Source organism: Streptomyces sp. NPDC047869 (assembly GCF_040704065.1).
GTDB lineage: Bacteria > Actinomycetota > Actinomycetes > Streptomycetales > Streptomycetaceae > Streptomyces.
Genome location: NZ_JBEYRK010000005.1, coordinates 128281 through 142827, shown reverse-complemented (window position 1 = coordinate 142827; position 14547 = coordinate 128281). Strand labels below are relative to the sequence as shown.

Annotated in this window: 10 protein-coding genes; 4 read left to right on the top strand and 6 right to left on the bottom strand. The window is 73.1% G+C overall.

Features of this window, described 5'->3' with window-relative positions; translation table 11 throughout:
• Positions 1–198 precede the first annotated feature (198 nt).
• Positions 199–585: an MGMT family protein gene (locus AB0924_RS09245; RefSeq protein ID WP_358927520.1), complete on the bottom strand. Its 387-nt coding sequence runs from the start codon at positions 583–585 to the stop codon at positions 199–201.
• A gap of 186 nt (positions 586–771) precedes the next feature.
• On the opposite strand from AB0924_RS09245, the gene AB0924_RS09240 reads away from it, so the two are divergent.
• The 4 genes from AB0924_RS09240 to AB0924_RS09225 all read left to right on the top strand — a co-directional run bounded on the left by AB0924_RS09240 (position 772) and on the right by AB0924_RS09225 (position 7907).
• The gene (locus tag AB0924_RS09240; RefSeq protein WP_366911050.1) at positions 772–3603 is read left to right on the top strand and encodes a lysylphosphatidylglycerol synthase transmembrane domain-containing protein; all 2832 of its coding nucleotides are present in this window, start codon (positions 772–774) and stop codon (positions 3601–3603) included.
• An 85-nt stretch (positions 3604–3688) separates the two neighbouring features.
• Entirely contained in the window at positions 3689–5233 is a 1545-nt protein-coding gene (locus AB0924_RS09235; protein WP_366911049.1) for an alpha/beta hydrolase, read from the top strand.
• A 134-nt stretch (positions 5234–5367) separates the two neighbouring features.
• Entirely contained in the window at positions 5368–6927 is a 1560-nt protein-coding gene (locus AB0924_RS09230) for an alpha/beta hydrolase (protein WP_366911048.1), read from the top strand.
• 470 nt (positions 6928–7397) lie between these two features.
• Entirely contained in the window at positions 7398–7907 is a 510-nt protein-coding gene (locus tag AB0924_RS09225) for a lamin tail domain-containing protein (RefSeq protein WP_358927630.1), read from the top strand.
• Positions 7908–8074: 167 nt separating this feature from the next.
• Here AB0924_RS09225 and moeZ read toward each other — a convergent pair whose 3' ends face one another.
• From moeZ to AB0924_RS09200, 5 genes are all read right to left on the bottom strand, one after another.
• On the bottom strand, positions 8075–9253 hold the full coding sequence (gene moeZ, locus AB0924_RS09220; protein WP_358927515.1) for an adenylyltransferase/sulfurtransferase MoeZ: 1179 nt from the start codon (positions 9251–9253) through the stop codon (positions 8075–8077).
• A 63-nt stretch (positions 9254–9316) separates the two neighbouring features.
• Complete coding sequence (locus AB0924_RS09215) at positions 9317–10066, bottom strand: spherulation-specific family 4 protein (protein ID WP_366911047.1); 750 nt, start codon at positions 10064–10066, stop codon at positions 9317–9319.
• Positions 10054–11013, bottom strand: a complete 960-nt coding sequence (locus AB0924_RS09210) for an NAD-dependent epimerase/dehydratase (protein WP_358927513.1) — start codon at positions 11011–11013, stop codon at positions 10054–10056. The genes AB0924_RS09215 and AB0924_RS09210 overlap by 13 nt, the downstream gene beginning before the upstream one ends.
• Positions 11014–11223: 210 nt before the next feature.
• Positions 11224–12735, bottom strand: coding sequence for a hypothetical protein (locus AB0924_RS09205; protein ID WP_366911116.1), 1512 nt, complete (start codon positions 12733–12735; stop codon positions 11224–11226).
• 5 nt (positions 12736–12740) lie between these two features.
• Positions 12741–14456, bottom strand: a complete 1716-nt coding sequence (locus tag AB0924_RS09200) for a DUF3492 domain-containing protein (RefSeq protein WP_366911046.1) — start codon at positions 14454–14456, stop codon at positions 12741–12743.
• Positions 14457–14547: the final 91 nt, after the last annotated feature.

The following is a 14547-nucleotide window of genomic DNA, read 5'->3' as shown; positions in this document are numbered from 1 at the left end:
GCACGTGCAGCCGACGCTACGCCGCCGCATCGGACGGAAGCAGGGCTTCCGCTTCTTCCCTCACGGCGCCCGGACCCCTCGGGGCCCCGGCGTCACGCGCATCCCTCGGCTAACGAACGTACGTCATGCAACGGACGTCCCCCGTGTCCCTCGTACGGGCCACCGATTCCCCTCGGGGGCATCCGATGGCGGAAGCTGTCAGGTGTGACCGTCCGTGCCCGTGCCGCCGTCCCATCGCGCCCGCCTCATGTCGAGTCGCGGCAGATGGCCCTCGGCGCTCCTGCCCGCCGTCTTGAGCGGGGTGCCCTCCGCCCGGTAGTGGGCGAGCGCGCCGAGCTCGTGGCCGGGCAGCAGCACGCCGTCGGCGCGGACCACGCGCCACCACGGGACGGTGCCTCCGTAGAGGGACATCACCCGGCCGACCTGGCGCGGTCCTCCCTCCTCGAGCCACTCGGCGACATCGCCGTACGTCATGACCCGCCCGGGCGGGATCAGCTCGGCGACCTCGAGGACCCGCTCCGCGTACTCCGGCAGCGCGTCCTCGCATCCGTCACGGGTGTCCTCCGCAGGGCTCCGCTCGCTCATTCACCCCATCCTGCCGCACCCCACCGACAACGCGGCGCGGAAGGCCGGGGGCGGGCCCCTCGCCCTCGGGCGGCGCTTGCGGCAGACTGTCCGACCCCGCATCTGCACCCTGATGCCCGCGAGTGCCGGTGGGGCATGCCACCATCGTGCGGGCGGTGACCGGTGATACGAGACCAAGAAGAGACGATGAAGCAGCAGGGTGTGCACCCCGAAGGCGCGGCGGGCACCCCTGACGCGTCCGCGCGTCCCGACGCCGCCACCTCCGGCCAGGAGGGGACCCGCGCGGTGGCCCGGGACGGCGGCGCCGTGACCGGCGAGGGCGCGCGCGAGGACTCCACGCGCGCGCGTGAAACCGACGCGGACGCCGCCGAAGGGGCGCCCCCCGGCACCCCGCGGCCGGGCGAGGGATCCGGTGACGGGACTCACCCGGAGGAGGTGGAGGGTGACGAACCGCTGCTTCCCGCGCGCGTGCACCGTCCCTCCGACCTCATGCGGCTGCTCGTGGGCGTACTCGCCGTCGTCGTGCTGCTCGCGGTCGCCGCGTTCGCGCACGGCACCACCTCGGGCCTCGAACAGGACATCAACAAGGGCACCGGGCAGGCCCCCGACCTGCTGATCAAGATCGCGGGCCTCGCCTCCAGCATCGCGATCCTGCTGGTGCCGGTCGCCTTCGCGATCGAACGGCTGATCAAACGGGACGGGCTGCGGATCGCCGACGGCGTGCTCGCGGCCGTCCTCGCGCACGGAGTGACCCTCGCCACCGACCTGTGGGTGGCCCGGGCCGCACCCGGCTCCATCCAGGAGGCGCTCACCCAGCCCTCGCCGGGCGACATCCACGCCCTGACCGACCCGGTGCACGGCTATCTGGCGCCCGTCATCGCCTATATGACGGCCGTCGGCATGTCCCGCAGACCCAGATGGCGCGCGGTGCTGTGGATCGTGCTGCTGCTCGACGCGTTCTCGATGCTCGTCACCGGCTACACGACGCCCTTCTCGATCATCCTGACCGTGCTGATCGGCTGGACCGTCGCCTACGGCACGCTGTACGCGGTCGGCTCGCCGAACGTCCGCCCCACCGGGCAGACGCTGATGGCGGGCCTCAGGCACGTCGGCTTCCACCCGGTCGCCGCGGCGCGCGAGGAGACCGTGGAGTCGGAGAACGGCGACCGCGGCCGGCGCTACTTCGTCACCCTTGAGGACGGCCGGCCGCTGGACGTCACGGTCGTCGACCGGGAGCAGCAGGCCCAGGGCTTCTTCTACCGGGCCTGGCGCAACCTGACCCTGCGTGGCTTCGCCACCCGCTCCAGCCTGCAGTCGCTGCGCCAGGCCCTGGAGCAGGAGGCGCTGCTGGCGTACGCGGCGATCGCGGCCGGCGCCAACGCGCCCAAGCTGATCGCCACCTCCGAGCTCGGTCCGGACGCGGTCATGCTCGTCTACGAGCACACCGGCGGGCGCACGCTGGACTCCCTGGCGGACGAGGAGATCACCGACGAACTGCTGCGCAACACCTGGCGTCAGGCGCAGGCGCTGCAGTCCCGGCGGATCGCACACCGCAGGCTGGCCGGTGACGCGGTTCTGGTGGATCGTTCCGGCAAGGTGATCCTCACCGAGCTGCGCGGCGGCGAGATCGCGGCCGGTGACCTGCTCCTGCGCATGGACGTCGCCCAGCTGATCACCACGCTCGGCCTGCGGGCGGGCGCCGAGCGGGCGGTGGCCTCGGCCGTCCGTGTGCTCGGCCCGGACGCGGTCGCGGACTGCCTGCCGATGCTGCAGCCCATCGCCCTGACGCGCTCCACGCGCGCGACGCTGCGCCGCCTCGGCCGGGAGCGGGCCGAGCGCGAACGCGAGGCGGTGCTCGAGGCCTCCCGGCAGGCCAAGCAGGCCCGGGCGGAGGAGGCCGCCTCCGCGACGGCCGGCTCCGCGCCCGGAAAACCCGACAAGAAGACGGTCCGGGCCGAACAGCGGGCCGAGAAGCGGGCCATCGACGAGGCCCTGGACGAGGCCCGCGAGGAGGACCTGCTCACCCAGATCCGGCACGAGGTGCTGCGGATCAGGCCCCAGGCACCGGTGGAGCCGGCCCGCCTGGAGCGGGTGCGGCCGCGCACGCTGATCAGTTTCATCGCCGGCGCGATCGGCGCGTACTTCCTGCTGACGCAGCTCACCCACATCGAGTTCGGTCCGCTGGTCGCCAACGCCCAGTGGGGCTGGGTGCTGGCGGCGGTGCTCTTCTCCGCGCTCAGCTACGTGGCCGCCGCGATGGCGCTGCTGGGATTCGTACCGGAGCGGGTGCCGTTCCCGAGGACCGTGGGGGCCCAGGTCGCCGGGTCGTTCGTGAAGATCGTGGCACCGGCGGCGGTCGGCGGCGTGGCCCTCAACACGCGCTTCCTGCAGCGCGCCGGAGTGCGCCCGGGTCTCGCGGTCGCCAGCGTCGGCGCCTCGCAGTTGTTCGGGCTCGGCTGCCACATCCTGATGCTGCTGTCCTTCGGCTACCTGACGGGCACCGAGAAGACGCCGTCGCTGTCACCGTCCCGGACGGTCATCGCCGGCCTGCTGACGGTGGCGGTGCTGGTGCTGGTGGTGACGTCGGTGCCGTTCCTGCGGAAGTTCGTCGTCACGCGCGTGAGGTCGCTGTTCGCCGGTGTCGTGCCGCGCATGCTCGACGTGCTCCAGCGGCCGCAGAAGCTCGTCACCGGCATCGGCGGGATGCTGCTGCTGACCGCCTGCTTCGTGATGTGCCTGGACGCCTCCATCCGCGCCTTCGGCGATGGAACGACCTCGCTGAGCATCGCCAGCGTGGCCGTGGTCTTCCTCGCCGGCAACGCGCTCGGCTCCGCGGCGCCCACCCCGGGCGGTGTCGGCGCGGTCGAGGCGAGCCTCACGCTCGGCCTGATCGCCGTCGGCCTCCCCAAGGAGGTCGCCGCACCGGCCGTCCTGCTGTTCCGGCTGCTCACGCTGTGGCTGCCGGTGCTGCCCGGCTGGCTCGCCTTCAACCAGCTCACCCGCAAGGGCGCCCTGTAGGCACTCCCCGCGGACGGGGGCCCGGGCATCGCTCGTACGGCCCGTGCCCCGCGCGCCCCGGCCCGCACGCGCGCACGATGGGAACATGGCGAACCCCTCCAGGCTGCGTGCCGCTGCCCTGACCACCAGCGCCGTGCTGCTGGCCGCCCTGCTGGCCGGGTGCGGCGACGGTGCCGGGAACGGGGATCTGACGGCACAGAAACTGGACTGGAAGGACTGCCCGGCCCCGTCCGCGGCGGAGGGCGGTGGCTCCTCCCCGTCGCCGCTGCCGGACGGCACCCAGTGGCAGTGCGCCACCATGAAGGCACCCGTGGACTGGAGCAAGCCGAAAGGCGACACCCTCGATCTCGCCCTGATCCGCGCCAGGGCGAGCGGCGACGCGAACAAGCGGATCGGCTCGCTGATCTTCAACTTCGGCGGTCCCGGCGGCAGCGGCGTCACCACGCTCCCCGCGTTCGGCCAGGACTACGCCACCCTGAACACCCGCTACGACCTGGTGAGCTTCGACCCGCGCGGAGTCGGCCGGAGCGTGCCGGTGGAGTGCGAGAGCGACGCCCAGCTCGACCAGTACTTCCAGCAGGACGGCACACCCGACGACAGCGCCGAGCAGACCCAGTTGGTCGACCGCACCAAGGAGTTCAACGCGAACTGCGAGAAGCACTCCAAGAAGATCCTGCCGCACGTGCGCACCACCGACGCGGCCCGCGACATGGACCTGATGCGCCAGGTACTCGGCGACGACAAGCTGCACTACTTCGGCATCTCCTACGGCACCGAACTCGGCGGCGTCTACGCCCACCTGTTCCCGGGGCACGTCGGCCGCGCGGTCCTGGACGCGGTCGTCGACCCCACCAAAGACCCCGCGCAGAGCGCGCTAGGCCAGGCCCAGGGGTTCCAGCTGGCGCTCGACAACTTCGCCGAGGACTGCGCGTCGAAGACCGAGGACTGCCCGATCGGCGACACCGCGCAGGACGTCAAGGACCGCATCGCCAAGCTGCTCAAGGACCTGGAGAAGAAGCCGATCCCCGGTGCCTTCCCGCGGCAGCTCACCCAGACCGCGGCGACCAACGGCATCGCGCAGGCCCTGTACTCGAAGGACTTCTGGGAGTACCTCACCGAGGGGCTGCAGCAGGCATACGAGGGCGACGGCAAGATCCTGATGCTGCTCTCCGACTCGATGAACGGGCGCAGTGAGAACGGCGAGTACAGCAACATCGCGGCGGCGAACATCGCCGTCAACTGCGCCGACGAGAAGCCGCGCTACACGGCGGCCGAGGTCCGGCGCAGGCTTCCGCAGTTCCGGGCCGCCTCCCCGCTGTTCGGGGACTACCTGGCCTGGGGCATGCTCAGCTGCACCGACTGGGCGGTACCGGGCGCCGGAGACCATCCCGACGTCAGCGCACCGGGCTCGGCACCGATCCTCGTCGTCGGCAACACCGGCGACCCGGCCACGCCGTACGAGGGCGCGAAGAAGATGGTGGACGCGCTCGGCAAGGGCGTCGGCGTCGAGCTGACGTACAAGGGCCAGGGGCACGGGGCGTACGACAGCAAGAACAAGTGCGTGCAGAACGCGGTGAACGGATACCTGCTGGACGGGAAGGTGCCGAAGGCCGGCACGGTCTGTTCCTGAAGAACCCGCACACCTCGGCGAATATGCAGGCCAGACGGTTATCCACAGCCCGTCACGGGCTTGCGCGCCGCCACCTACCATGACGTGAACGCCTGCCGCGGCACGACGCGGGGGGCCTGCGAGGGGGGGTGCGCATGCTTCGGGTTCTGCGGTGGACGGCCGGGGTGGCCGCGGCGCTGCTGGTGGCCGGGTGCGGTGGCGGTGGCTCGGGCGGGAGCCATGACGAGGGCAAGGCAACGGGCCCGGCCGGACGGAGCGGCCCGGCTTCCACACCGGCGGCGCCGGCCCCGGCGGACCCACCCTCCTCGCTCACTTCGCAACAGCTCGACTGGCACCGGTGCGGGGCCACCGAGGACTCCGCGGCCCCGGGCGACGAATGGCGGTGCGCCACGCTCAAGGTGCCGCTGGACTGGTCGGACCCCGGTGGTCGGACGATCGGCGTCGCCCTCATCCGGGCACGGGCGACCGGAAACGACCGGATCGGTTCCCTGCTGTTCAACTTCGGCGGCCCCGGCGGCTCGGGCGTGTCGACGATGCCGTACTACGGCGCCACCGTCACCACGCTGCGCGAGCGCTACGACCTGGTGAGCTTCGATCCGCGCGGGGTCGGCGCCAGTGAGGGCGTACGCTGCCGCGGCGACCGGGACCTCGAGGCCGCCGAGGCCGTGGACGCCACGCCGGACGATCCGGCCGAGGAGAAGGCGTACTTCCAGGACGCCGTCGATTTCGGGAAGGGATGCGAACGGGCCGCGGGCCGGCTGCTGGCGCACGTCTCGACCACCGATACCGCGCGTGACATGGATCTGCTGCGGCAGGTGCTGGGCGACCGGACCATGCACTACTTCGGCATCTCCTACGGCACCGAACTCGGCGGCGTCTACGCCCACCTGTTCCCCCGGCGCGTCGGCCGGATGATCCTCGACGCGGTGGTGGATCCGACCGCGGACACGGTGGGCCACGCGAAGAACCAGACGCGGGGCTTCCAGCGGGCGCTGGAGGACTACCTGAGATCCACCGGCCAGGACCCGGAACGGGGCACGCGGAAGATCGCGGCGCTGCTGAAGAGCATCGACGCCAGGCCCCTGCCGACCGCGTCCGGACGGAAGCTGACCCAGACGCTCGCCCTCACCGGCATCATCCTGCCGCTGTACAGCGAGGCCGGCTGGCCCAGACTGACCAGCGCGCTGAAGGCGGCCGAGCAGGGCGACGGCTCCAAGCTCCTCGCACTCGCGGACCAGTACAACGAACGGAGCTCCTCCGGGCGTTACGGCACCCGGGCCCACGCCCAGCGGGCCATATCGTGCCTGGACGACAAGCAGCGGCCCACACTCGCCCGGACGAAGCGGCTGCTGCCCGAGTTCGAGCGGATATCACCGGTCTTCGGGGAGTACCTCGGCTGGGACACGGCCGGCTGGTGCCACGACTGGCCGGTGGCCGGGCAGTTCGACACCCCGCGGGTCAGCGCACCGGGTGCGGCGCCGGTCCTGCTCGTCGGCAACACCGGGGACCCGGCGACCCCCTACGAGGGCGCCCGCAGGATGGCCGACGAACTGGGCAAGGGCGTCGGCGTCCAACTCACCTGGAAGGGCGAGGGACACGGGGCGTACGGCAACGGCAGCGACTGCGTCGACTCGGCGGTGAACGCCTACCTGCTCGACGGAACGGTGCCGAAGGACGGCAAGGTCTGCTCCTGACGACGGCCGGCGGCCGGCGGCCGGCGGCCGGCGGAGCGGGGAGGAGGCGTTCCGACATGGGACACGGCCGCGCCCGAAGGGACTAGTCCGATCGGTCGGGGTCGTTCCTGTTACTCACTTTCGGGTGACACCGGCCCGGCGGGGCAGGACGGCGGGGCGGCATCGCGAGCCGCACAGGCCAGTACTGAAGCGGCTGTTTCCCTGACGAACGTTCAAATCGGCGTGTTGGAGTCATACATGGACGATGCAGCAGAGAGTCACAGGAATATGTTCAACCCGTAATGGCGCGCACACCTCCCCCACAAACCGGGCGCACGGCTTGCACAGTGTGAGTGCGCGGCCAGCCGGCCGCCGCTCGTGCAACGCACCACCACTGGCCTGCGGCGTTCTTCGCTCCGCAGATCCGTAAGGGGGGTGCCATGGACTCCTGTAGGGGGATCCTCGTGACCGTTTCCGCATCCGTGCGCCGCATGACCGCTGTCGCCGCCGTGGCGGCCGCCGCCGTGGGAGCCGTGGCCCTGCCGGCCTCGGCCGCCGACCACCACCCCGGCCGTCACCACCGCGACACCGTCTACATCAGCAGCGTGCGGTACGACGCCCCGGGACGCGACGACCGCTCCAACCGCGCCCTGAACCGGGAGTGGGTCGACATCACCAACAACTCGCGCCGCCCGGTCAACCTCAACGGCTGGACCCTGGCGGACAGGGACGGCCACACCTACACCTTCCACCACTACCGGCTGGCCGGACGCGGCACCGTCCGCGTCCACACCGGCTACGGCCACGACACCCGCAGCGACCTGTTCCAGGACCGCAACCGGTCCGTCTGGGACCGCTCCGACACGGCGACCTTGCGCAACGACCGCGGCCGCTTCGTCGACGACGCCTCCTGGGGCCGCGGCGACCGCGGTCACCGGGGCGACCGTGACCACCGCGGCGACCGCGGCCACCGCGACGGTGACCACCGCACCCGCCACTGACCACATCCCCGAGCCGGTGAACGCTGACACGCGTTCCCGCTGACCGGGTGGGCGTGGCACTCACCCGGGAGCCACGCCCACCACACGCCACTCGAATCCCCGAAGCCCACGGCTCTGAGCTGGTCAGAGCCGTGGGCTTCGTCAGGCCCGCTGGTGAGGGGCGTTGATCAGTACACCGGCTTGTCCGGTTCGATCTGGTTGACCCAGCCGATCACACCGCCGCCGACGTGTACCGCGTCGGAGAAGCCCGCGGACTTCAGGACCGCCAGGACTTCCGCACTGCGGACACCCGTCTTGCAGTGCAGGACGATCTTCTTGTCCTGCGGGAGGCCCTCAAGGGCGGTGCCCATGAGGAACTCGTTCTTGGGGATCAGACGGGCGCCGGGGATCGAGACGATCTCGTACTCGTTCGGCTCGCGGACGTCGATGATCTCGATGCTCTCGCCGTCGTCGATCCACTCCTTGAGCTGCTTGGGAGTGATCGTGGAATCGGCGGCCGCCGCCTGGGCCTCCTCGGAGACGACGCCGCAGAAGGCCTCGTAGTCGATGAGCTCGGTGACGGTCGGGTTCTCGCCGCAGACCGCGCAGTCCGGGTCCTTGCGGACCTTGACCTGGCGGTACTGCATCTCCAGGGCGTCGTAGATCATCAGGCGGCCGACCAGCGGCTCACCGATGCCGGCGAGCAGCTTGATGGCCTCGTTGACCTGGATGGAGCCGATGGACGCGCACAGCACGCCCAGCACTCCGCCCTCGGCGCAGGAGGGGACCATGCCGGGCGGCGGGGGCTCCGGGTAGAGGCAGCGGTAGCAGGGGCCGTGCTCGGACCAGAAGACGGAGGCCTGGCCGTCGAAGCGGTAGATCGAACCCCACACGTACGGCTTGTTGAGCAGCACGCACGCGTCGTTGACCAGGTAGCGGGTCGCGAAGTTGTCCGTGCCGTCGACGATCAGGTCGTACTGGCTGAAGATCTCCATCACGTTGTCGGCCTCGAGCCGCTCCTCGTGAAGGATCACGTTCACGTACGGGTTGATGCCCTTGACGCTGTCACGCGCGGACTCGGCCTTGGAGCGGCCGATGTCGGACTGGCTGTGGATGATCTGGCGCTGCAGGTTGGACTCGTCGACCTCGTCGAACTCCACGATGCCGAGCGTGCCGACGCCCGCGGCGGCCAGGTACATCAGCGCCGGCGAGCCCAGGCCGCCGGCGCCCACACAGAGCACCTTGGCGTTCTTCAGCCGCTTCTGCCCGTCCATCCCCACGTCGGGGATGATCAGGTGGCGGGAGTACCGGCGGACCTCGTCTACGGTGAGCTCAGGGGCTGGCTCGACCAGGGGTGGCAGCGACACGGGGACTCCGTTGGTCGGTCGATCACTACGGTTGTTCTCCCTGTAACACTGCCACGGGCTTCTTCATTCCGAGACACCTGTTCCGATCCGCGAGACGATCTCGTCCCAGTAGCCGGGCATCGTCTCCCAGGGGTCGGCCCGGCCGCCCCGGTCGGTGCGATCGGTGAGGTAGATCGTGCCCGCGCCCTGCCAGCGGGCGATGCGCAGCGCCTCCTCCAGGTGGCCGCGCGGCACGCCGTGCACGAAGTGGCAGAAACGGTCGGGCGGATAGTCGGCGGTCCACTCGGCGGCCTGCGAGAAGCGGTAGTCGGGCCAGGGGCCCGCGAACGTCACCAGCTGGTCGGCGTTCTCCGCGTATCCCGGGTGCGGGTGGCCGCCGTGGCCCAGGACGATGTGGGCGGTGTCACTGATCGCCCGCAGGGTGGTGACAGCCCGGCGGACCGCGGGCAGCGCGTCGCGCTCGGTGGGGCACCGGTCGAGGAGGAAGCCGTCGACGCGGTACCACTCGAGGTGGCGGTGCGCGTCGGAGAGCAGGTCGCCGAAGGAGCGGGCGCCGTGGGCGAGGTCCAGGTGACCGAGGACCCGCACGCCCCCGTTGCGCAGCCGGCCCGCGGCTTCCAGGCAGTGCGGGTCCGGACGGCTGCCGGGCCCGGCGGCGACGTTGAGCACCACCCAGTCGAGGGGTGTGCCGGGGCGGGTGAGTTCGGCCCACTGGTCGGGGGCGACCAGCGGATGGGCGTAGCCGGGGATGCCGAGGCCGGTACGGACACCGGTGCCGGTGGTGCTCGCTGTGGTGCTGGTCAGATGCGGCATGCCGCCTCCATCCAGATGTCGGCGAGGGATTCCTCGAGGTTGATGCGGGGGCGCCAGCCGAGCCGGTCGCGGGCGGTGCGCACATCGGCCTGCTGCCAGCTACCGCAGCCGTCCGGGTACGGGTAGGCGACCGGGGCCGCGTGCTCGGAGTCGGCGCGGGGGTGACCGATGGTGCTGCGCAGCGGCCCGGGGGGCGCGTCGAGTTCGTGCAGGGCGCCGCCGTATCCGGCGACCCGGGCGAGGACGGCGGCGGCGTCGCGGAGGCGGACGGCGCGGCCGGAGCCGATGTTGATGACGCCCTGCGCGGCGGAGAGGGAGGCGGCGTGCACGGCGCGTGCGACGTCGCGGACGTCGATGAAGTCGCGCTGGACGCCGAGTCCGGCGAGCTTGAGTTCGCCGTCGCCGGACTGCATGGCGCGGCGCATGGCCTCGGCGAGCCGGCCGAGCGGGGAGCCGGCCGGGGTACCGGGTCCGGCGGGCGAGAAGACGCGGAGCACCACGGCGTCGAGGCCGGAGCCGAGGACCAGTTCGGTGGCGGCGAGTTTGCTGACGCCGTAGGGGCCGCCGGGCCGGGGCACGGCGTCCTCGGCCGTGGAGGAGCCGGGCTGGCTGGGGCCGTACTCGGAGCCGCAGCCGACCTGCACCAGCCGGGCTCCGCAGCCGCTGCGGCGCAGGGCCTCGCAGACGGTGGCGACAGCGACGGTGTTGTGCCGGACGAGGTCGCGGGCACCGCCCCGGGTGGCGCCGGCGCAGTTGACGACCACTCCGGGGTGGACCGCGTCGAGGAAGCGGGTGAGCGCTCCGGGGCTGCCCGAGGCGAGGTCGAAGCGGACGTCGGCGTCGTCGCCGCGGCCGAGCGCGGTGAGCTGGACGGCCGGGTCGGCGAGCAGGCGGTCGGCGACGAAGCGGCCGATGTATCCGTTGGCTCCGATCAGCAGGACCCTCATCGGGCAGCTCCCGGGGTGTGCGCTCCGGCGGCTCCCAAGGCTCCGGACGCTCCGGGCGCTCCGTGTCGGGAGGTGGTCATCTGGTCTTCTCCTTCGAAGGGGTGATGCGGTGGCCTGCGGTGGGGGGCCGGACGCCGTTTCCGTGGCCGGGTGCCGCCGCGCGCTCGGGACGAGTGGGGGCGGACGCGGCCGGGGACGGTGGCGGAAGGTTCACTCAGGTGCTCCCGCCGGGGCGTGGGCCGAGGCCCGGGTCAGGGTGCGCAGCGCGTGGAACAGCAGGGCGAGCGCGGCGGCGCCGCACGCGAGCGTCGGCACGGCGGCCGGACCCCAGGCGTCCACCACGGTCTGGACGGGCGCGGCGAGGACGGCGCAGCCGGGCAGCCGGGCGGCCAGCAGCAGGGCGAGCGCCGCCGCCTCGGTGACCGCGGCGGCTCCCAGGGCGAGCTCGGGGGCGCGCCGCCGGCGGTGCGTGACGAGGAGGCGGGCGAGCAGCAGGAGGGCGCCGAGGGCGAGCCCCCGCGGGAGGGCCGCGCTCTCGTGCAGCACCGCGCCGCACAGGGCGAGCAGACCGGTGAGGGCGCCCAGGAACAGGACGAGGACACCGGCCAGCAGGGGCCGGGCGGCGCTGGTGAAGTCCCCGAGTCCCCGGCTGCCGGCGAGCCTGCGGCGGGCCCCGGCGGCGAGGAGGTGGGCGCACCAGGCGGCCGGGGCGCAGGCCAGGGTGAGCGCCAGGGCGGGTGCGGCGGTCATCGGCCAGGGGCCGTCGGGAGCACCGGTGGGCAGCGCGTCGGGGCCGCCGGCGACGACGGCCTCCAGGAGTCCGTCGCCGAGCAGCGCGTAGCCGAGGAGCCAGAGGGTCCACGCTCGGGTGGCGGCCGCCGTGCGCCACGGGACCCGGCCCGGCACCGCGGCCAGGGGGCCCCGGCGCAGGGCGGCGCGCGTCGCGGCGGCCAGGGCGAGGAGGCCGGCGGCGGCCACCAGCGGGCGGGACTGGCCGTGGGTGAGGCGCAGTCCGGTCAGGGCGGCCGCGGCGAGCACTCCGGGCAGGAGGGTGAGCAGGACCCAGCCGGCCCGGACGCGAGGTCCCTGCCCGGGTTCGGGACGGGTGTGCGGTGCGCCGTCGCGGGGCACGCGCGCGTACAGCTCCTCGGCGAGCGAGAAGACGTCGCGGTGGCGGAACCGGGCGGCGGTCCGGTCGGTGACGCCGTGCGCCTCCAGTCCGGCGGCGATCTCCAGCGGGTCCACGGCGCGCTCGCACAGGTCACGGTGACGGTGCAGCAGGGTCTTGACGGGGTCGGCGGTTCGGCGCCGGAACGGGGTCGTACGGGTCCCGCCGGGCGCGGCGTCCGTGCCCGGCCGGGCCGGGGGCGCGGGGTCGGGGGCGCCCGCGTCCGCGTGGCCCTCGGCGGCCGGTCCGGCGTGCGCCACGGCCCCGGTGAGCCATTCCCGCGACCGCTCGTCCCGGGCCGTGGCACCGGCCGGCATCCCGGGGTGGTCTCGTTCGCTCAGCCGGTCCATGGTGCTCAGCGCGTCCGTGCCGTTCACCGCGTCCGTACCGCTCAGGGCGTTTCCGTGCGGCGCGTACGTGCCGCCCAGGGCGCATCCTCCGTGCGCCTCGTCCGTACCGCTCAGCGCGCCCGTGCCGGGCGACTCGCGCAGGACGTCCCTGTCACCGTCGACGCCCTCCACCCGGCCGGAACCGCTCGCGGCGCCGCCCTCCATCCTGCTCACAGCGCCCCCTCCGATGCCGCTCCCGAGGTCGCGCGGACCGGGTCGCCGGGCGCCCGGCAGGACGCCTCCCGGATGCGTTCCCGGGCCGTGGGGCCGGTCCAGTGGACGGGGACATGGGTCTCGGCCGGGGCGGCGAACGGCAGCGGGTCACCGGCCTCGTCGAGGACGACCCGGCGCACCGGGCAGCGCGAGACGATCTCCAGATAGATGCCGTTGAACGCCGCGATGTTCTGCTCGACGGTGAACAGCTCCAGCGCGCGGGCCCGTGCGGCGGCACCGAGGCGCTCACGGCGCTCGGGGTCGCACAGCAGCGCCACGCACGCCTCGGCGAGCGCCCGGGGGTTGCGCGGCGGCACGACCAGGCCGGTGCCGCCGATCACCTCCACCACCGCGCCGACGTCGGTGGACACCGTGGCGCGGCCGCTGAACATGGCCTCCACCAGGGTGTTCGGGAAGCCCTCCACGACGCTGGAGAGGACGACGACGGCGACGCCGGCGTACGCGTCGGGCAGGGTCGGCACCTCGGGGCCGCCGATCTCCTCGAAGGAGACCGGGTTGTCCCCGACCGCGTGCACGCCCTCCGCCTCGTCCGGGAAGAGCTGTGCGGCGAGCACCCGGCAGTGGCCCAGATACGCCTCGCCCTCCGGACCCACGGGCGTGCCGACGATCCGCAGCCGGGCCTTCGGCTCCTCCCTGCGGACCTCGGCGAAGGCGTGCAGCAGCGACACCAGGTCCTTGGCGGGTTCGACGCGCCCCACCCAGCCGAGCGTGTACGGATCGGCCCGGTCCGGGGACTCGCCGACCTCGGTGAAGCAGGAGGCGTCCATGCCGGGGTGCACGGTGCGGATCCGCGCGCGGTCGGCGCCGCACCGTTCCTGCCAGCGGCGGGCGTGTGCGTTGCCCGGTGTGAGGAGGGTGGCGCGCCGGTAGACCTCGGTGGCGAGCAGGCCGTGGAAGGCGGCGAGCAGGGCGCGTACGGCGGGGGCGGCGTCGTCGGGGCCCAGGGCCAGGTAGTGCGAGCGGAGCTGCACGCCGTACTCGGTGACCAGCAGGGGCACTTCGCACAGGTGCCGGGCGAGCAGTCCGGGCAGGGCGGCCGTGCCGCCGGCGGTGGCGTGGCAGAGGTCGGCGGCGCCGAGGCCGTCGTCGCCGTACCAGTCCAGGGAGAGGGGACGCAGGGCGCGTTCGAGGTGGGCGGTGACCGTGAGCAGGTCGGCCACGCGTGCCTCGCGCGCCGTGCGCGGCGCGCCGGGGGCGCGGCAGGCGCGTTCGAGGGTGCGCAGGGCGGTGTCGGAGCGGAGTGCGCCGACCAGTCCGCCCTCGTCCCGGGCGAGTTCGGCGAGACCGTACAGTGCACTGCCGAAACGGTCCGCCTCGTGAGCGGGCCCGGTTCCGGCGGTTGGGCCGGCGGCGGCGCCGGGCCCGCCGCTCAGGGCCTCGACCAGTTCGCCGTAGCACTCGGTGAAGCGCCGGCGCGCACGCCGGCCATAGGCGACCCCGTCGTGCTCGGCCGTCCACAGCGGAGCGGTGCGCACCTGGCCGACCTGCGGCGGAAGCGGGACGCGGCCCGCGTCCTCCTGCTGCCGGCCGCGGCTGAGCGCGTAGACGTCGAACTCGTGCTGGGCGAGCCCGCGCACGAGCCGGTCGCACCAGAGCCCGGCGTCACCACCCACATACGGGTAGCCACCCTCCGTAAGCAGTCCGATGCGCACGTGTGCACCCCCGATCTCCGTGAGTGGGAAGCCGCCTTCGTCCCGGCGGCTCGCAGCGGCACGAACGTATGCGGACAGAGCGGTGGCGCGA